Source organism: Neobacillus sp. BF23-41 (assembly GCF_041106275.1).
In genome coordinates this window covers 150,464-169,754 of the sequence record NZ_JBGBPR010000012.1, presented here as the reverse complement: position 1 = coordinate 169,754, position 19,291 = coordinate 150,464, and the positions used below count along the sequence as shown (strand labels likewise).

At 37.7% G+C, this 19,291-nt stretch carries 11 protein-coding genes and 6 pseudogenes; 11 read left to right on the top strand and 6 right to left on the bottom strand.

All coding sequences use genetic code 11. The features are described from left to right. The first annotated feature begins 207 nt into the window (after positions 1–207). The 8 genes and pseudogenes from AB7942_RS18815 (at position 208) to cysI (ending at position 11,250) form a co-directional block, all read left to right on the top strand. A pseudogene (locus tag AB7942_RS18815) lies at positions 208–1,534 on the top strand (aminotransferase-like domain-containing protein). Positions 1,535–1,744: 210 nt separating this feature from the next. After that, positions 1,745–2,875, top strand: coding sequence for a histidinol-phosphate transaminase (hisC, locus tag AB7942_RS18810; protein ID WP_369448057.1), 1,131 nt, complete (start codon positions 1,745–1,747; stop codon positions 2,873–2,875). Continuing rightward, positions 2,872–4,185 carry an aminotransferase class I/II-fold pyridoxal phosphate-dependent enzyme gene (locus tag AB7942_RS18805; RefSeq protein WP_369448056.1) on the top strand — a complete coding sequence of 438 codons (1,314 nt, stop codon included), beginning with the start codon at positions 2,872–2,874 and terminating at the stop codon, positions 4,183–4,185. The genes hisC and AB7942_RS18805 overlap by 4 nt, the downstream gene beginning before the upstream one ends. 105 nt (positions 4,186–4,290) lie before the next feature. Then, positions 4,291–5,760: pseudogene (locus AB7942_RS18800) on the top strand (aminotransferase class I/II-fold pyridoxal phosphate-dependent enzyme). A gap of 136 nt (positions 5,761–5,896) precedes the next feature. After that, positions 5,897–6,853, top strand: coding sequence for a carbon-nitrogen hydrolase family protein (locus tag AB7942_RS18795; protein WP_335438410.1), 957 nt, complete (start codon positions 5,897–5,899; stop codon positions 6,851–6,853). A gap of 37 nt (positions 6,854–6,890) precedes the next feature. Beyond that, positions 6,891–7,943 (top strand): acyl-CoA dehydrogenase, encoded by a 1,053-nt coding sequence (locus tag AB7942_RS18790; protein ID WP_369448055.1) that lies wholly within the window; start codon positions 6,891–6,893, stop codon positions 7,941–7,943. A gap of 433 nt (positions 7,944–8,376) precedes the next feature. Beyond that, a pseudogene (locus AB7942_RS18785) lies at positions 8,377–9,508 on the top strand (diflavin oxidoreductase); the annotation flags it as partial. 23 nt (positions 9,509–9,531) lie between these two features. Next, a complete protein-coding gene (cysI, locus tag AB7942_RS18780) occupies positions 9,532–11,250 on the top strand; it encodes an assimilatory sulfite reductase (NADPH) hemoprotein subunit (RefSeq protein WP_369448054.1) in 1,719 nt (572 codons plus the stop codon). 655 nt (positions 11,251–11,905) lie between these two features. Here the strand turns inward: cysI and AB7942_RS18775 are convergent. Both AB7942_RS18775 and AB7942_RS18770 read right to left on the bottom strand, forming a co-directional pair. Beyond that, a complete protein-coding gene (locus AB7942_RS18775; protein WP_369448053.1) occupies positions 11,906–12,589 on the bottom strand; it encodes a site-specific integrase in 684 nt (227 codons plus the stop codon). Positions 12,590–12,886: 297 nt separating this feature from the next. Next, a complete protein-coding gene (locus AB7942_RS18770; RefSeq protein ID WP_369448052.1) occupies positions 12,887–13,150 on the bottom strand; it encodes a hypothetical protein in 264 nt (87 codons plus the stop codon). Between the two features lie 146 nt (positions 13,151–13,296). On the opposite strand from AB7942_RS18770, the pseudogene AB7942_RS30570 reads away from it, so the two are divergent. After that, a pseudogene (locus tag AB7942_RS30570) lies at positions 13,297–13,729 on the top strand (ATP-binding protein); the annotation flags it as partial. A gap of 220 nt (positions 13,730–13,949) precedes the next feature. Here AB7942_RS30570 and AB7942_RS18760 read toward each other — a convergent pair. Further along, a complete protein-coding gene (locus AB7942_RS18760) occupies positions 13,950–15,179 on the bottom strand; it encodes a benzoate/H(+) symporter BenE family transporter (protein WP_369448051.1) in 1,230 nt (409 codons plus the stop codon). A gap of 92 nt (positions 15,180–15,271) precedes the next feature. On the opposite strand from AB7942_RS18760, the gene AB7942_RS18755 reads away from it, so the two are divergent. Continuing rightward, positions 15,272–15,847, top strand: a complete 576-nt coding sequence (locus AB7942_RS18755; RefSeq protein ID WP_026576175.1) for a helix-turn-helix domain-containing protein — start codon at positions 15,272–15,274, stop codon at positions 15,845–15,847. A gap of 43 nt (positions 15,848–15,890) precedes the next feature. Here the strand turns inward: AB7942_RS18755 and AB7942_RS18750 are convergent. The 3 genes and pseudogenes from AB7942_RS18750 to AB7942_RS30565 all read right to left on the bottom strand — a co-directional run. Further along, positions 15,891–16,376, bottom strand: a pseudogene (locus AB7942_RS18750) (VanW family protein); the annotation flags it as partial. A gap of 501 nt (positions 16,377–16,877) precedes the next feature. Further along, a complete protein-coding gene (locus AB7942_RS18745; RefSeq protein ID WP_420491953.1) occupies positions 16,878–17,111 on the bottom strand; it encodes a recombinase family protein in 234 nt (77 codons plus the stop codon). A 51-nt stretch (positions 17,112–17,162) separates the two neighbouring features. Continuing rightward, positions 17,163–17,789 (bottom strand): annotated as a pseudogene (locus AB7942_RS30565) (IS110 family transposase); the annotation flags it as partial. 433 nt (positions 17,790–18,222) lie between these two features. Between AB7942_RS30565 and AB7942_RS18735 the strand changes: the two are divergent. Next, positions 18,223–19,263 (top strand): DUF3231 family protein, encoded by a 1,041-nt coding sequence (locus AB7942_RS18735; protein WP_369448050.1) that lies wholly within the window; start codon positions 18,223–18,225, stop codon positions 19,261–19,263. Positions 19,264–19,291: the final 28 nt, after the last annotated feature.

Here is a 19,291-nt window from a genome sequence, read left to right as displayed (position 1 = left end):
AATGGAGCCTAAATAAAATGACTCCGGCACAATACCGGAGTCACTTATTAGCAGCTTAAAATATTCGGTCTTTTTTTTAGACTGTCCATTTTATGGGTCACAGTTCATATGAAGATAGGTTTTTTTAGAAAGCATAGGACAATTGACTAAAAATGGAATAAGGGAAACATAATAGTTAAACTAATTACTTTATAAGGACTGAAATATATGGATTGGAAACCAGATCGCCAAGCCAAAAAAGCAATATATAAACAACTTGCAGAATATATCGAGAATGGAATTGCAGATGGTACTTTTCCTCCAGATAAACCATTACCTTCTGAAAGAACTTTAGCTAAGGACCTTAATGTAAATAGAAGTACAGTAGTTGCAGAGGTATATAGAAGCAGGATCGTTTTTACCTAATTTGCCTATAACACAGAGGATTAGAAGAGAAGCCGTAGAACATAAGTTAATCAATCTAGCTAGCGGAGAGCTTTCAGAGGATCTTTTTCCACTGAAATACCTAGGGGAGATTACTTCCTCTAGATCGTTTATTGGAAGCTTAGGTTATGATCATCCGCAAGGAAACGCAATATTACGAGAAACAATTGCAAAGCATGTTAAGCAATACCGAAAAATAGAAACCAACCCTTCATCTATCTTAATTACATCTGGCGCACAACAAGCATTGCATTTGGTAGTTCAATGCCTATTAAAACAAGGTGATGCAGTGGCATTGGAAGATCCCTCTTACAACTATAATCTTCCAATATTTAAATCAGCAGGACTGAGACCTTTTTTTATACCTGTAAACCATGATGGTATCATCCCGAATGACTTACTTTCCTTGCATAAAAAGCATCGAATACGAATGATATTCTTGAATCCCTCTTTTCAAAATCCAACGGGTGCATTACTTAGTGAAAAGAAACGGAAAGCGATTCTTGAAATATCTTCAGAACATGGGATCCCCGTTGTTGAAGATGACCCTTATAGTTTAACATCCTTTACAGGGGAAAAGGTCTCTACTTTAAAATCAATGGATGTCAATGGAAATGTTTTATATATAAGCTCTTTATCAAAGATCGTTGCTTCAGGATTAAGGATTGGTTGGATCATAGGTCCAACCTCTGTTATTGAAAGACTCTCAGATGCGAAACAGCAAATCGATTTTGGTCATGCAAGTTTTACACAGTGGATCGCAAATGATTTTTTAGAATCCGAAAATTTTCATTCTCATATTGCAAATTTAAACAAACAATTAGAAATAAGAAGAGACCAAATTATTAGGAGTCTTAAATTTTATTTAAAGGATGAAGTTGATTGTTCCACCCCTATGGGCGGCATTCATATTTGGTGCAAGATAAAAAAAGCGGTGAATGAAACGCAATTATTGGAGGAATCGATCAAAAAGGGAGTCATTTATGTCCCTGGCTATACGATGGGGTCTCAAAAAGGTTTTGTTCGTTTTACATTTGCAAGGGAAAATGAAGAATCTATTGATGAAGGAATTAAAAGGTTTGCGGACGCACTTGCGTCAACTACTATTTGAAGTTAGAAGGGATCATGTTATTGACGTGATCCTTTTTTGATAAACAACAAATGGATGGTGAAAAAAGCAGCTCATTGGATGGTCATAAAAATTTAAAATCCGATAATATGGAGAAGTGGATTCTTATATGTCTATTTATGTAGATCCTTTTTATGTAAATGTGTGAATTGATTCACAATTATCACGTTTGAGGGAAAGGTTGTGTTTCAAATGAATCAGATTTTGAAACGTAAGGCGTTAGAAAGTATTAAGCCCTACACACCAGGTAAACCTTTATGGGAGGTAAAAGAAGAATTAGGCTTGCACCAAGTAATAAAATTAGCATCTAATGAAAATCCTCTTGGCGCTTCACCGAAAGCAATTGAAGCCATCTCTAACCTACTTAATGAATTAAATCGTTATCCTGATGCACATGCCGTTGAGTTAAAGAAGACAATTGCTTCCTGCCTTGATTTAAAAACGGATCAATTAATCATTACAAACGGAGCAGATGAATTAATTACATTAATTTCAGAAACCTTTCTTGAACCGAGTGATGAGATTATTGTTCCTTCTCCTTCATTTAGTGAATATGATTTTGGTGCACAGCTGATGGGTGCGAAGGTCGTTCCTGTACCGCTTGATCATGAATATCAATTTAATATTGAATCGACCTTAGCAGCAGTGACAGAACATACAAAATTAATTTATATCTGTTCTCCTAACAACCCAACAGGTACTTATATGCCAAAGTTGATGCTAGAAGAGCTGCTTCATTCTCTACCTAAAAATATTTTAGTTGTTTTTGATAGTGCAGATAGTCATTTTGCTACAAATGAAGATTATACAAATGGATTGGAATTTGTACGTTCTGATTATTCTATTATCGTATTACAAACCTTTTCTAAAATTTATGGTCTTGCTGGTATAAGGGTGGGTTTTGGTGCGGCACCAGAATCCATTATCCAAAGCATTCTACATGTGAAAGAGCCATTTAATGTTAATAGTCTTGCACAGGCTGCAGCAGCGGCCGCTATAACGGATGAGGAACATGTTAATCATTCAAAACAAGTGAATACCAATGGTCGTGTACAGCTTTACAATGCTCTGACAGAACTTGGGATAAAGTATACAAAAAGTATGAGTAATTTTATTTTGATTGAATTTGGGGCATATGCTAAAGAGGTTTATCAAAAGCTTTTAGCTCTTGGCGTAATCGTACGTTATGGCGATATATGGGGATTGACGGGACATATCCGAATATCTATTGGAACACAGGAAGAGAATACAATATTAATAGAGGCAATTAGTTCCATTCTCTTAGAATTAAGGTTAGTTAACTTTAAAGGGGAAGTAAAATGAACGTACTAGCTAAGAAGTTAAACGATGACTTATTAAAATATAATGCTACGATCTATCACTTATTATCTGAGTTAGGAAAGAAACTGTATTATCCAAAAGGAATCTTAAGCCAAAGTGCTGAAGCAAGTAAAAAGGCTACACGTTTTAATGCAACGATAGGAATTGCAACTGAAAACGATGCACCTATGCATTTTGAGCATATTCAAGAAACTTTACAGGGGTATTCACCTGATGATGTATACCCTTATGCCCCACCACCTGGGAAATTAGATTTACGTTTGGAATGGAAACGGAAATTATTAAGAGATAATCCTTCCTTAAAGGAAACACATATGGGTCTGCCAATTACAACGAATGCGTTAACCCATGGATTGAGCATTGCTGCTGATCTTTTTGTTGATAAAAATGACGTGATTATCCTTCCAGATAAATATTGGGGGAACTATCAGACGATTTTTCACATTCGAAGAGGGGGCGAGCTTCAGACATTTAGCTTATTTGATCAGTTTAATAGATTTAATGTTCAGGAACTTAGAGAAAGATTAATGGAACAAAAGGAAGCGGGGAAAGCTATTGTCTTGCTTAATTTCCCTAACAATCCGACTGGATATACTCCAGGTGAAGAAGAAGTCCAAGGAATTATTTTGGTATTAAAAGAAGCAGCGGAGGCAGGTATCGATGTAGTTGTAATCCTCGATGATGCCTATTTCGGGCTGTTTTATGAGGATTCGGTTAAAGAATCTTTGTTTGGGAGGTTAGCTGGGCTTCATCCGAATTTATTACCGATTAAAGTAGATGGGGCAACAAAAGAGAATTACGTTTGGGGGTTAAGAGTGGGATTCCTTACTTTTGCTTCCGAAAGCCCAGAAATATTAGATGTACTAGAGCAAAAAACAAAAGGTTTAATCAGAGGAACGATTTCGAGTAGTTCGCATCTTTCTCAGACAATTATTTTACATTCACTGCAATCCACTCGTTTTGAAGTAGAAAAGCATGAAAAGCATAAAGTAATGAAACAAAGAGCCATAAAGGTAAAAGAGATTGTCCGAAATAAAAAGTATCAGACTGTTTGGAGTTTCTATCCATTTAATTCAGGCTATTTTATGTGTTTAAAGCTTAAAGATGTAGATGCAGAAGAATTAAGACTTCATTTGCTAAATCAATATGGGGTAGGCACAATAGCAATTAACTCGACAGACTTAAGAATCGCCTTTTCTTGTGTAGAAGAAGAAGATTTAGAAGAACTCTTTGAATTGATTTATAAAGGTATAAAAGATTTATTAACAAAGGAAGTTGAAAAAACAATTTAGCAAGTTTGGTTCTTTTTATGTAGGCAAGTACCTGTCTAAACTCTTTAATCATCTACTACAACTATGATTTTACAAAATATAAGATGAGATAGGGTGTGTAACACATTGGTAAACCAATTTGATACATCATTATTTACAGCCCTAAAAAAACATGCAGAAAAAAATCCAATCCAATTTCACATTCCCGGTCATAAAAAAGGGAATGGATCCTGAATTTAGAGAATTTATTGGCGAAAATGCACTTTCAATCGATTTGATCAACATGGGGCCTCTTGATGACCTGCACCTCCCTAAAGGAATTATCAAACAGTCACAGGAGTTAGCGGCTGAAGCATTTGGTGCGGATTATACCTTCTTCTCTGTACAGGGAACTAGTGGAGCCATTATGGCTATGATCATGTCAGTTTGTGGATTAGGTGATAAAATTCTAGTTCCACGAAATGTTCACAAATCCATCATGAGTGCGATTGTTTTTTCTGGTGCTGTTCCGATTTTTATTCATCCAGAAGTGGATTCACACTTCGGTATCTCTCATGGTATTACACCCGATTCTATTGAGAGAGCATTAGTTTTACATCCGGATACAAAAGCTGTGCTTGTCATCAATCCTACGTATTATGGTGTATCGGGAGATTTAAGAAAAATAGTGAAGATTGCACATTCTAGGAACATACTAGTACTTGTAGATGAAGCGCACGGCGCACATATTCATTTTCATCAGGAACTCCCGTTATCAGCAATGGAGGCCGGGGCTGATTTGGCTGCTACAAGCGTGCATAAATTAGGAGGATCTCTTACACAGAGTTCTATTTTAAACCTACGCGGTAACCTAGTATCATCTAAACGGGTCCAATCTGTATTAAGTATGCTGACAACAACCTCTACTTCTTATTTATTATTAGCTTCTCTAGATGTTGCCAGAAAATCTTTAGCTACGGAAGGGAAAGCACTGCTGGAGGACACGATTAGAAAATCAGAGAAAACACGTTCAAAGATTAATCAAATAGACCATCTATATTGTATGGGTCGAGAAGTCTTGGAATCTAGCGCAGCTGTGGCGATGGATCCAACCAAGCTATTAATATCTGTAAAAGAACTAGGGCTTACCGGGTATGATGTTGAAAAATGGCTTCGCAATCGATTTAATATTGAAGTCGAATTATCTGACCTATATAACATCCTTTGTATTGTTAGACCAGGGGATTCCGAGGAAGATTTACAAACTCTTGTACAAGCATTAACCGAATTGTCTCTGGAATATAAAGTTCAGGCCGACAAAAATGTAGACAGTTCAGTCTTGTTACCAAAGATTCCATCTTTACCATTAACACCACGCGATGCTTTCTATGCTGAAACCGAAGTGATTCCATTTGAACAATCTGCTGGAAAGATTATTGCAGAGTTTGTTATGGTTTATCCTCCAGGGATTCCCATCTTTATACCAGGAGAAATCATTAAGAAGATAATCTACTGTATACGAGAAAAAATATCGAAGCAGGTCTTCCTGTTCAAGGGGCAGACGACGAGGAACTAAAAACTATACGTGTGATTAAAGAACATTCAACAATTATATAAAAATTCTTGGATGGTCTGTTTCAATTATTTTTCTATTATCATATTGGTTAAATGTTGGTTATCGACTTGTTATGAATCTCAATTATCTAAAATGTTTAATGATCAATGATATAAATCTGCTAGAGGGGTTATGAACATGGTGAATACGAATCAAAGTGTGAGGGTTGCTGTTATTCAAGCTGCTCCTATTCTAATGGACCTTAATGCAACCTTAGAAAAATCAGTTAGATTAATAAGAGAAGCTGGTGAAAGAGGGGCCAATATTGTTGTGTTCCCTGAGGCCTTTATCCCTGCATATCCTAGAGGCTTATCATTTGGAACCGTTATTGGAAGCCGTACTGAAGATGGAAGGAAAGACTGGTATCGATATTGGGAGAACTCGATTCCTGTACCTGGTGAAGCGACAGAAATACTTGGGGAGGCCGCACGAGAGGCTGGCGTTTACCTTATTATGGGAGTAATTGAACGAGATAGCGAAAATAGTGGAGGAACTCTTTATTGTTCGGTTATTTTCATCGGGCCAGATGGATCGCTTTTAGGAAAACATCGTAAATTAAAACCCACAGCAGCGGAACGAATTGTTTGGGGTGAGGGGGATGGAAGTACACTCCCTGTATTTGATACCCCGTATGGGAAGATTGGGGCATTGATTTGTTGGGAAAACTATATGCCTTTAGCAAGGGCCGCCATGTATGCTCAGGGTGTTCAGCTTTATTTTACACCAACAGCCGATGCTAGGGAGTCTTGGCAGTCAACCATTCGCCATATTGCAATGGAAGGAAGATGCTTTGTTCTGTCCTGCAATCAATACGTAACCAAGGATATGTATCCAGAAGATTTAGCTTGTTATGATGATTTAAAGTCTGCTCCCGAAGTGATGTGTAATGGAGGAAGTGCAATTGTTGGACCTTTGGGTGAATACATTACTGAACCTGTTTGGGGAAAAGAAGATATCATCATGGCTGACCTTGATATGAAACAAATCGCATACAGCCAATTTGATTTTGATCCAGTTGGTCATTATTCAAGACCGGATGTTTTTAAGTTGTTAGTTAACAAAGAAAAACAAGAGAGCACACTTTGGCAGAGATAACACACTTTAGAATAGATCAAATGGTAGGAGTGGCAATGTGGATAATGAAATAGAAAATGTAGAATTTAATCAAATAATTAATGACCATCTTAAACCATATATTAGACAAATTGATGAGAAGGCTTATTATGCGAAAGAATTTTTGAATGCAGTGGGTAAAGCGGGTTTTTTTAGTTCAAACTTTTTACAGAAGGAAGATGTCCACTGTAGAGAGATATATATTATAGAAGAAACGGCAAAGTTTTGCATGACGTCAGCTTTTACATTATGGTGTCATTTAGCTGCTTTGGCGTCTATCAGGTTGAGCAACAATCCATTTATCAGCAGCCACTTACTACCATTATTTGAATCAGGGGACGCCCTAGCTGGAACGGGATTATCAAATGCAATAAAGTATTATGCCGGGTTGGAAAGAATCCGACTTAAAGCTAAAAGAACAGATGGGGGATATACGATAAGTGGAAGCTTACCGAACGTGTCTAATTTGGATCATGATCACTGGTTTGTTATCCTAGCATCTTTAAATGAAAAACAAAGAATTATTTGTTCACTTCCAGTCAATGTAGACGGATTAGTTTTAGAAAGTAAAACAAATTATATAGGATTAAATGGTAGTGCAACATACTCCGGTTTCTTTGATAATGTGTTTATCCCTGATAAATGGATTATTTCCGAAGAAGCGGATGGATTTATACCAAAAGTCCGTCCAATATTAGCACTCTACCAAATACCTTTAGGAATAGGAGTTTCACAGGCTGCTATTGAATCAATTGTAAAAAGTCATCTGAAAGATATAGAAGTAAATCAGCATTTAAAACCTAAGCCCACAGAATTGATTAATAAATTACAGATTGTACGAAACAGAACATATGAATATGCTCGCTATGCGGATTTAAGCACTATTGGGAAGGAAATATTATTAACCCGACTTGATATAGCCAAGTTAACCCCTGAAGTAGTACATGCAGAAATGCTTTATTCCGGTGGGCAGGCATATATCCAAGGGAATGATACGTTTAGGAGGTTAAGAGAGTCTTATTTCTTAGTAAATTTAAGCCCAACAATATCGCAATTAGAAACACTCTGTTAGCTTTCTAACCAAACAAAAAACATTGGCGTGAATTTCACTTCAATGTTTTTTGTTTGGATTTGGTTAACGAAGATAGATAATTCAGGACTGGTCTTTCTATCCGAGTAAGCTGGATGGGGAAAAAACATTTATATTGGATGGTTTATTATTCTGGAAATTTTTTATTATAGAGGAGTAATAGTTAAGTGAAATGCAATGGTCAATGTAAGTGATTTTTGTTGAGAGGTGATTTTTTTTGCATTTTCAAGTGATAAACAGTCCATTTAACCACAAACAGACAGAGCTTCTTAACCAAGTTTTACCAACATTAACAGATTCGCAGAAGATTTGGTTAAACGGCTATCTAAATGCATCCCAGAATATCCAAAACCAAGCGTATATTGAAGCACAAAAAGAATTTACAGTTCAGACAACAACAGCGGCTCAAGCAACAGAGTCAACCTATTCAAGAAACAATCCATTCAAGGCTGAAGTATTAGAAAATATTAATTTAAATGGCAGAGGTTCGAATAAAAAAACGGCACTTAGAGTTATCGCTAGAAGGATCCGATCTTACATATGAACCGGGGGACAGTCTTGGTATTTATCCCCAAAATGATCCGGCACTCGTGGAATTACTTCTAAATGTAACAAACTGGAATCCGAAAGAAAGTGTAATCGTAAATATGCAAGGAGATGTTCACGCGCTTAGAGAAGCTCTCACGTCTTATTTCGAAATTACCGTATTAACGAAGCCACTTCTTCAACAGGCAGTGCAACTTACAGAAAATCAAGATTTAAAAGACCTAGTATCAACTGGCAATGAGGACAGATTAAGAGAGTACGTGAAAGGTCGCGATTTGCTAGATTTAATTCGTGATTTTGGACCGTGGACTGGTTCCGCTCAAGATATGATCTCTATTTTAAGAAAGATGCCCCCGCCCTTATATTCGATTTCAAGCAGTCTATCTGCTAATCCTGATGAGGTGCATTTAACGGTCGGTGCTGTGCGATACGATACACATGGCCGTGAACGAAAAGGCGTTACTTCCATCTTTCGTGCCGGGCGTCTGCATCAGGGCGATATACTGCCAATCTTTATACAGCATAATAAAAACTTTAAATTGCCTGAAAATCCGGATACACCAATCATTATGATTGGACCAGGTACGGGTATTGCTCCGTTTCGGGCATTTATGCAGGAACGTGAGGAAAGTGGAGCAAGCGGGAAAACCTGGTTGTTCTTTGGCGACCAGCATTTTGTGACTGATTTCCTCTATCAAACAGAATGGCAAAAAGTGTTAGAAAAAGGAATTCTCACAAAACTAAATGTTGCCTTTTCCCGTGATAGGGAGGAAAAGGAGTATGTCCAGCACCGTATGCTTGAGCAGAGTAAAGAATTGTTCGAGTGGCTTCAAGAAGGAGCACATGTTTACGTTTGTGGAGATGAGAAAAACATGGCACGCGATGTTCAAAATGCACTTATCGATATTATTCAACAAGAAGGCGGGTTGAGCCGAGAAAAGTCAGAGGAATATCTTGCCACTATGCAACAACAAAAACGATATCAGCGTGATGTATATTAATATGATTGAAAGGAGTTTATAACATGGTAAAAACAATCTTAAAAGCGCTGGATGGCCCTCTAAGCGATGTAGAGCGCATAAAGCAGGAAAGTAATTATTTAAGAGGTACCATTGCTGAATCTATGGAAGAACCAATCAGTTCTGGGATTTCTGATGATGATAATAGGTTGATGAAATTTCATGGCAGCTACCTGCAGGATGACCGTGATCTCCGCAATGAGCGCCAAAAGCAAAAGCTTGAGCCTGCCTATCAATTTATGATACGTGTCCGCAGGCCGGGTGGCGTGGCAACACCTGATCAATGGCTTGTTTTGGATGAACTCTCTGAAAAGTATGGAAATGGAACCCTTAAATTATCAACACGACAGGCATTTCAAATGCACGGGGTTTTAAAATGGAACATGAAAAAAACGCTTCAGGAAATTAATGGAGCTCTTATGGATACAATTGCAGCATGTGGGGATGTAAACCGCAATGTGATGTGCAACCCAAACCCTTATCAATCTAAAATTCACGGCGAAGTGTATGAATGGGCCAAGTTGTTGAGCGACAGGTTATTGCCGCGTACTAGAGCCTATCACGAAATTTGGCTGGATGAACAAAAAATTGCCGGCACACCTGATGTCGAAGAAATCGAACCAATGTATGGGCCGCTTTATTTACCACGGAAATTTAAGATTGGTATTGCCGTTCCTCCATCAAATGATATTGATGTTTTTTCACAGGACATTGGGCTTATTGCTATTGTTGAAAACGATAAGCTGATTGGTTTTAATGTGGCATTAGGCGGCGGAATGGGGATGACACATGGCGATAAAAAAACATATCCACAGCTTGCTAAAGTCATCGGCTTCTGTACACCAGATCAAATCTATGAATTGGCGGAAAAAGTAATTACAATCCAGCGTGACTATGGGAACCGCTCCAACCGCAGTAATGCTCGGTTCAAGTATACTGTGGACCGTCTTGGTTTGCAAACAGTAAAAAAAGAACTAGAAGATCGCTTAGGATGGAGCCTTCAGGGAGCAAAACCATTTCATTTTGACCATAACGGCGACCGTTATGGCTGGGTAGAAGGTGTTGAAGGAAGCTGGCATTTTACGTTGTTTGTTGAAGGAGGCCGAATTGCGGATGTTGGTGATTATCAACTGAAAACTGGCTTGCGTGAAATTGCCAAAATCCATACAGGTGATTTTCGTCTAACCGGCAATCAAAACCTTGTTATTGCTAACGTATCAAGTGAACAAAAGAACGAGATCAGTAAACTAATAGACCAATATGGTTTGACCGACGGTAAACATCTTAGTGCACTCCGCCGTAGTTCAATGGCATGTGTATCACTTCCTACTTGTGGATTGGCAATGGCGGAAGCGGAACGGTATTTGCCTGCTCTTCTAGATAAGATAGAGACCATCGTTGACGAGAATGGGCTAAGGGATGATGAGATTACGATTCGTATGACTGGCTGCCCAAATGGTTGTGCACGTCATGCGCTTGGTGAAATCGGTTTTATCGGAAAATCACCAGGTAAATATAATATGTATCTAGGCGCCTCATTCGATGGCAGCAGATTAAGTAAAATGTATCGTGAAAATATTGGGGAAGAAGAAATCTTGAAAGAACTGCGTGTTCTCTTGTCCCGCTATGCAAAAGAACGGGAACTGGGCGAGCACTTTGGAGATTTTGTTATCCGTGCCGGCGTTGTCAAAGCTACAATAGACGGAACTAATTTTCATGAATAATATAAGTTAGAGACAGGAATGGTACCTGTCTCTTTTTTTTAAACCAGTCATTTGTACGTTTTTTAAAAGGTATTAGAGATTTTACTCTATATAACGGAGACGATTGGGGACACTTTGGGACAAAATTTGAGCAAACTGTTACCGAAAACAAATACTATCATAATAAGACTTATTTAAGTCCTTGTTATAACAATAATTTCATAATTAAACTGTTATAATCAAAAAGTATATCCATTATTGACAGAGTTGGGGTCACTGGATCAATAAGCTTATTCTCCCTTTGGGTGACAAATGGAAGAAGAGGAGGTTTGTTAAAACCCCCTTAATTAATCCCATTTATAAAATAAGAAAACTGATCACATTTTTGGTCACAACTTGGTCACAGATTAGATGATTTTATATATAACTAGATAAAATTAAATGATATATGACTTTTTAGAAAGTGCATTAAATCAAGACTATATAGCAATACATAAAACTTAATGGAATCAAAAAAGATATCCTCCCTCTAACTTCAAAACTGCTTGAGACCTGCGTGCCAGGTCCGGTGGGTTCGATTCCCACGCAGTCCCGCCAACCTTGATATATTACGGTTTTTGAGGGTTTTAGAGAAGTTAGAATGAGTGGTAAATTGTTCGCGAACAACTCAAAATCTTTACTTTGGTAACACATGAGTGTAAGTGTCCATTGTGTTCCCTATGGTCGAATGTCCAAGCCTTTCGGAAACAACCTTAGGATGTATCCCTTGTTTTAGCATTAAAGTAGCGTGTGTATGCCTTAAATCATGAAATCGTATATATGGTAATCCACTTGTTTCTACCATCTTACGATAATTTCTTGCCATTTCGGTAGGTTGAATTGGTTTTCCATTTTTTTGAGCAAAAACTAAATCTAAATCTTGATATCCTTGACCAAATAAATGCTTGTCTGTTAATTGTTGCTTATATATTTTTTTTAATTCTTTTGCAAGGGAAGGGGTTATAGAAATAGACCTACTTTTGCCTGATTTAGGCTCCTTAAATGTTAAACCTACCTTTTTTACTTCTTGTAAGGATTGTCGAACATAAATTATGTTATTATCAAAGTCAATATCCTGCCACCTTAACCCTAGGACTCCACCACGACGCATTCCAGTATTAATTGCTGTTAAAAAAATTGGATAATAAGAAGAATCTTTACTTACATCCAAAAAGATTTTTACTTGTTCATTATCCCATGTTTTCATTTCAACTTTTCTTGTTTTCGGTGGAGTTACCGCTTCTGCGACATTTCTTACAATTAAATGCCATTTTACTGCATCTATTAAAGCCTTAAAAATAAGACGATGATGGTGTTTCACTGATTGTGCAGAAAGACCGCCTCCTCCAGCCTTTTTTCCATTGCTTAGTGCCTATGAAAAGGAATGCAAAAATAACGAGTACTCCAAAAGAGGTCTACGTATACGTATGCAGCGTGTGTTCTTTTTCATAGATTATCTTGACAGGAGAAATGTTCAGAATTCGAATGATATTACCGCAGAAATGATTACGAAATATACTAGACTCTACAGTAAGTTCTGATTCAAACTGTGGTGGTTTAACATATCCTGGCTTTTTTACGATTCTTCGGATAATCACACAATGGAGTTGATAATCACCTAGACTCTTATTCTTCTAATGGGGCCTTTGAGTCCTTTAGGCATAGCCTCCTGATAATAGTTAACAGTACAATTGTAAGTTTCCGCCAAAAAGTCTCTTCCTAACGCTTCTGAAAAATAGATTTCACCTCTTGCTTTTGCAAATGAAATAACTCTTTTGTAAAAAGCACGATATCCACAAATAGTGTTATAAGCATAATTTAGCCTATCTAATTCAGATAAAACTTTTGAAACTAATTCTTCAATGGGAATTCGATTTTCCATATGGCACCTCCTAGATTTAATAAATCTATTGTGAGGTGTTATGGAAAGAAATAAACGTATATTTCAATTCAAATAGGGCATATACTTTATTTCTTACCATAAACAAAAACTTTCGATAATTCCCTTTATGTAAAGCTTTGCATAAAGGGAAAACACACATGGAAGTTGGACTGGGATTAGAAGCTATTAAATGAGGTTACCAAGTCTCCTTTATTTCAATGGGAGACTTGGTTCATACCTTAAAAACCATGGACATAACGAGGAAGTCCCAAACTAGGATTAAGCGAATAAAAGAATCACATTTAGTTATCATTGATGATTTGATGTACCGCAGTGATGGATCCAAGGGAAGCTAATTTGTTTTTTCAGTTGGTTAATGACTTATATAACAATTCATCGATTATCTTAACTTCTAATCGTTCTCCAAAAGAGTGGACCGAGTTACTGGGTGACGTAGGTGTGGCCACAGCTATCTTGGACCGTCTCATTCAACGAGCAGAAATTGTTCATTTTAATGATTCAAGTTATAGGATGAAACATCGCGAAACAATTTTTAAAGAAGAAAGTGTTCAAATTTAATAAGCAAAATTGTTCAAATGTACTTGACGCTTACACCCTAAAACAGTGAAAGAAAAGCTTCAGAACTTTATAGAGGAAAGCGGGGCCGATGAAATTATGGCGATGCCCAGGTGTATGATCACCAAGCCCGCCTTCGTTCTTATGAAATTTTGGCAGATATTACAAAAGGGGAATAATGGTAAATGGCTTGGAGGAAACTCCAAGCCATTTTTTGTGACTATTAAACCGATTGAGTTGTTTGATCCTGTGAAGCAGAAGGTTTTAAATCTGTTCGATCTAAGAAGAAGGAAGCTAAGGTTCCTCCAACCAATCCCCAAAAAGGTGCCCCGATATGAAAGAGAGAAATTCCAGAAATCGTAATCAAAAATGAAAATAAAGCACCTGTTTTAAAACGCCCTGAAAAGCTCGTCTTCAAAGAGTCAATCAGGACATTAATCATTGCCAGCCCGCCCAGCATTTTAATTAATGAGGAGGGAATCAAATGGGGAACGGCTGCCGCCATTGGTGCAAAAACAGCTAATAAACATGACAAAATTCCTAATACGATTGCAGCGGCATAACGATTTTCTTTCAATCCAGATTCTTTATTTGCTAATAAGGCAGTCATTGGACCGGCAATACAAGCAGAATGGCCGCCCATAAATCCATTGAGAATCGATCCAATCCCGCTCCAACTCGTCATAGAATTAATGGGCGGGAGATAATTCGAACTCTCCAGAACAGCAATTCCTTGAGCATTTTGTATTGCGATGACCGTAAGCACTAACGGAATAACCAGTTCTCCCATCACAGATAGATTAAAGGAAGGAAAGACCACGTGCGGTACCGCCAAAGAAAATGATACACCATGAACTTGAATTCCTGGTAATACTTTTAATAAAACAATAGATGTGAGAATAGCCCCAACAATGGGAGGAAATTTTTTTGACAGCTTTCCGAAAAAAGAAAGAACAAGAAATACTAGAAAAGGAATTCCATTTAACAAGGGATTGTTGAGAACAGAACGAAACATATCTGTACCAAAAGGAAGAAGGACGCCGGAAACCATTCCCATCATGACTGGCATAGGAAGGACCTTCATTAATTTATCGATCATTCCAGATATTCCTAAAAGAAAAATGACGATGCCTGTCACGAGATAGGCACCAACTACCTGGCTAAATGTGTAATGAGATAAGGATGCTCCGACAAGAATTGCACCAGGAATCGAAAAAGCATATCCAATCGGCTGGCGGTAATAAAAGGAGAGACCAATCGATAGCAATCCTCCAATTCCATAAATAGCAAAGATCCAGGATGTAATCGCTGAATCAGATAGGTGGCCTTTCGAAGCTGCTTGTAAAACAATCAGTAATGGTCCAGTTGCGCCGAATAGCCAGGCCACAAAACCATTTGAAATATTTCCAATCGATAATAATCGGGGAAATTCAACAATATTCTTCTTCCACAAAGTACTCACTCCTAAAACAGGCTACAGTATAGTATACTATATTAAAACTGATTAAATGTATATAAAAATATACAAAAAATATGGAGGACCGAATGAAGGGATTAGAGGATGAACAAACAAGAAAATTAATTCAACAAATGGGCGGGCTGCTTCGGAAAATTAGAAGCGAACAAAAATTGAGCCTCGAGGAGCTTGCCGAAAAAACAGGTGTTAGCAAGCTCACGTTAGGAAAGATTGAAAGGGGAGAAACGAATCCCACATTAGGAGTTGTATGGAAAATTACAGAAGGGTTATCGATCCCTTTAACAAGAATTTTAGTAATGGACGATCATGTCGATCTTTCGAGATGTGGAGAGGGCTTTATGATTTATGGGCCAGACCAAACATGGAGAGTAGAGACAGTTTTTCGGAATACAGATGGACCAACAATGGAAATATATCGAGCATTTCTTGAACCGCAAGCCATGTACTCGCCGGAGCCGCATCATAAAGGAGCAATGGAATTTGTGACGGTAATGAGGGGAAATATCAGCTTTAAAGTAGAGGAGAGGGTATACCAACTCAAACAGTTTGATTCCATTAAGTTTGAAGCTGCGAGCAAACATCTTTATAAGAATATCGGTGATGAAGAGGCCGTGTTACATGTAGTGGTGAGATATCCTTCTTAACACTCTAAGATTAAATTTTCTATAAAAACCCAAGTGAGTAACCTCACTTGGGCATGTAATTTCGATCCTTTGGAAGAGATGGAACATTTTTAAGTCTATAAGTAATGACATCAGAAGAATAAACATTAACAATCAATTTGTCCTCTAGTGTTTTCGCCTGAATGAGGATAGGCTGGTTGTAATTATTTTTAAAAATTAAATCAGGCCCATTCCAGCTCACTGTGGCATCTCGTCCAGGAGGAACGTATGAAACTTCCCTGCTGCGTGAGGAGCGTTGAATCACATTTATTCCCGCATTATCGACAGCATTGAAAAGGGTGGTAGATACTTGACAAATTCCACCGCCAATATCTTCGGAAAATTCTCCTTTAATAATCACGGTTGCAGGTCTATATCGTTTTTCTGCAGTTCTTTTTCCAACCACTTTATTAAACGAGAATACTTCACCAGGGAATAGAACATAGTTATTTATTGCTTCTGCAGAAAGTATGGAAAGGGGGTTATTACTGTTGTTTAAAAAAGAGGAAAAAACCTTAGAATTTATAGCATGGTTTGGCATTGGGAGTGCCATTCTTACAAGTATCTATAGTCTTATCATAATCAGAATGTTAAATTATATCCAAGGAAACAGATAGGATTTATTCAATTTCTAAAACAAGTGTGGCAGGGGCACCCCTGTCTTTTTATTCGCAGAACTACCCAAAAAACTGAATCTAATTTTGTCTGAGAGCCTTTCTCCAACATAATTGAGTAGGCTTTGTTATTTAACGCAACTATTCTTTACGTTTAATACGTTTAGTCCAGCCACCCAAGAAGGGAATTTTATCTCCATCAAACACGGCCTCTATATCTCTAAAGTGGAAAAATTCTTCTTGATCGGGGTCATCATCTAAAACGGCACAAAAACCTACTCTTTCGTCCTCTAATTGTGTTTTATGTCCATGATAATATAGATCATCTTCAACTTCTTTATTAGTCCAATAGCGGACAACAATCGTTACATAGTCGCCTTCTTAATAAGGAAAATCCGTTAAGCCTGGTCCGTAAATACTACCGTCTTTGTAGTGTCCTGTCCTTTTCTTCCTAAGTGTTTCCCTTGTGCTTTCGCTCGTTCTCGCCCTTCTTTGGTCCGTTCATTGATGAGATCGCGCTCGAATTCAGCAATAGCCCCCATCATGGGTAAACATGAGCTTTCCAGCCGGAGTTGAAAAGTGGATCTGTTCCTTGATGAATACAACACCGATGTTTTTCTCTTGTAATTCATGAACAATATTAGGTAAGTCTCTTGTTGATCTGCCAAACGGTCAATTTTATGAAGGCGTTGATGTGAATTGATATAGCCTTTTAGGGCAAGTTCTATTTCTTCTATCTTTTTTTTCATAGTGCGGCGTGCAAAGTTTGCTAGTTTTTCAGGGTCCTCTTCACCATCGGCAATGGCATCAAGCATATCTCGTGCTGAAACACCCAACACATCTGAAACAACCGACCCCAACTTAATATTCGCGCCTTCTAACACCTTTTGGATTCGGTTATCACGCTCCTTGAATAATACTTCTACGATAGCGAACGAGTTCACGCAATGATTTCGGTCAGGGATATAACGGGCTTTAAGTAGTCCATGGCGAAGAAGTTTGGCAATCCATTCTGCATCCTTCACATCTGTCTTTCGTCCTGGAACTGCCTTCATATGTTGGGCATTCACCACTAAAAACTCAATATTCTCAGCTTCTTGTAAATTCACAATAGGCTTTTAATAAACACTCGTGCTCTCCATGGCGACATGGGTACAATTATGTTGTTTAATCCAGTCAACAAACTGTAAAAGAAATACAGTTTTAGTAGAGAACGTTTGAATCTCCTTTCCTTCGGGTGTCGAAATACAGGCAATAATATTGTCCTTATGGACATCCATACCGCATGCTCTTTTAATGACAACTTCCATTGAAAACATCCTTTCTACGGCTCACAATATATTGGAGGCTGGTGCAGCAACCTGAATAGGATTAATCTACCATGTGTGCTTCCCGTAAGGGAGCGACAGTCAGTTGTGCACCGTGGTCGTTGGAGTCAGACTAACGGATGGGCTCTAACGCACCATAGTTCATCGACCTTCATCTCCCAGCCGTAGAATCAGTATTGACGGTTTAAAACCATTTTCATTCTCTGTGGTGAAGCGTTTATTTTTGCGCTTCATGGGTGGCTAATGGGTGCTTGAATTCAAGAAAGTAAGGCTGTTGCGGCAGCCTTTTTCCTATTCGACTAACGTGGCGGTTTAGTTGAATAAAGTGAAAGACAATTTTACGAAAAATTTTAGGCAGAATATGATTTCGATTGAAGGAAAATACTATGCAAAACAATAAAAGGGAGATTTTTCTATGGACACGATCAAACCAATTAAAGTTGGTTCTACAAAATCAGACCTAAAAGAAGAACTAACCGTAGCCGAAATGGCGAAACTGTGGGCGACTTATATGGGAAACAGCATGGCAAAATGCATTATAAAGTATTACCTTCAACATGTTGAGGATGAAGATATTAAAGCATTATTAGAAAACGCATTAAAATTAAGCACAGAGTTCTTAAAAACCACGGAAGAGATTTTCAAGAAAGAAGATTTCCCAATACCAAAAGGTTTTTCGGAACAAGAAGACGTTAATCTTGGTGCCCCTCGGTTATTTCAAGATGAATATTATGTACACTATTTAAGGTATGCTGCAAAAGCGGGAATGAGTATTTATAACGTTGCTATACCACTTGTTTATAGGAGGGATGTAGAAGAGTTTTTTATTTATTGTATGGATTCCACGATGGCCTTGATGAAACAAATCAAAGAAATATTAATGAATAAAGGTTTAATCATTAAACCACCTATTATTCCCGTTCCCGACAAAGTTGAATTTGTAAAGCACCAATTTTTAAATGGTTTTTTTGGAGATGTAAGACCCTTACATGCATTAGAAATTACCCATCTTTACGATAATATTGAAAATAATGTGACAAGCAAAGCACTGATAATGGCATTTAGTCAAGTGGTTAAATCTGAAAAGATACGAAATTTGTTTTTAAAAGGCAAGGATTTTACTCATAAACACATTGAAACCTACATGGCAAAACTACATAAAGAAGATTTACCTACACCATCATTTCTTGACCATTTGGTCACCAAATCAACATTTTCTCCTTTTTCGGATAAAATAATGTTATACCATAAGGCGGATATGTTTTCCATGAAAATTAGGGCTTATGGAAACTCTGCGGCTGTAGACGGTAGACACGATATTGGACTCATGTATACAAAGTCATTAATGACTATAGCACAATTTGTTGAAGAAGCAGCAAAAATAATGATAGAAAACGGTTGGATGGAACAACCACCATTTGCAGTTGATAGAAATTTGTTAGCCAACGATGAGTAACCCTTTCCAAATTCAGTAATAATTTAAC

Coding starts and splice junctions, on each gene's coding strand:
- hisC (WP_369448057.1), top strand. CDS start 1,745: ATGAATCAGATTTTGAAACGTAAGGCGTTAGAAAGTATTAAGCCCTAC.
- AB7942_RS18805 (WP_369448056.1), top strand. CDS start 2,872: ATGAACGTACTAGCTAAGAAGTTAAACGATGACTTATTAAAATATAAT.
- AB7942_RS18795 (WP_335438410.1), top strand. CDS start 5,897: ATGGTGAATACGAATCAAAGTGTGAGGGTTGCTGTTATTCAAGCTGCT.
- cysI (WP_369448054.1), top strand. CDS start 9,532: ATGGTAAAAACAATCTTAAAAGCGCTGGATGGCCCTCTAAGCGATGTA.
- AB7942_RS18770 (WP_369448052.1), bottom strand. CDS start 13,150: ATGGAAAATCGAATTCCCATTGAAGAATTAGTTTCAAAAGTTTTATCT.
- AB7942_RS18755 (WP_026576175.1), top strand. CDS start 15,272: ATGAAGGGATTAGAGGATGAACAAACAAGAAAATTAATTCAACAAATG.
- AB7942_RS18745 (WP_420491953.1), bottom strand. CDS start 17,111: ATGAATTACAAGAGAAAAACATCGGTGTTGTATTCATCAAGGAACAGA.
- AB7942_RS18735 (WP_369448050.1), top strand. CDS start 18,223: ATGGACACGATCAAACCAATTAAAGTTGGTTCTACAAAATCAGACCTA.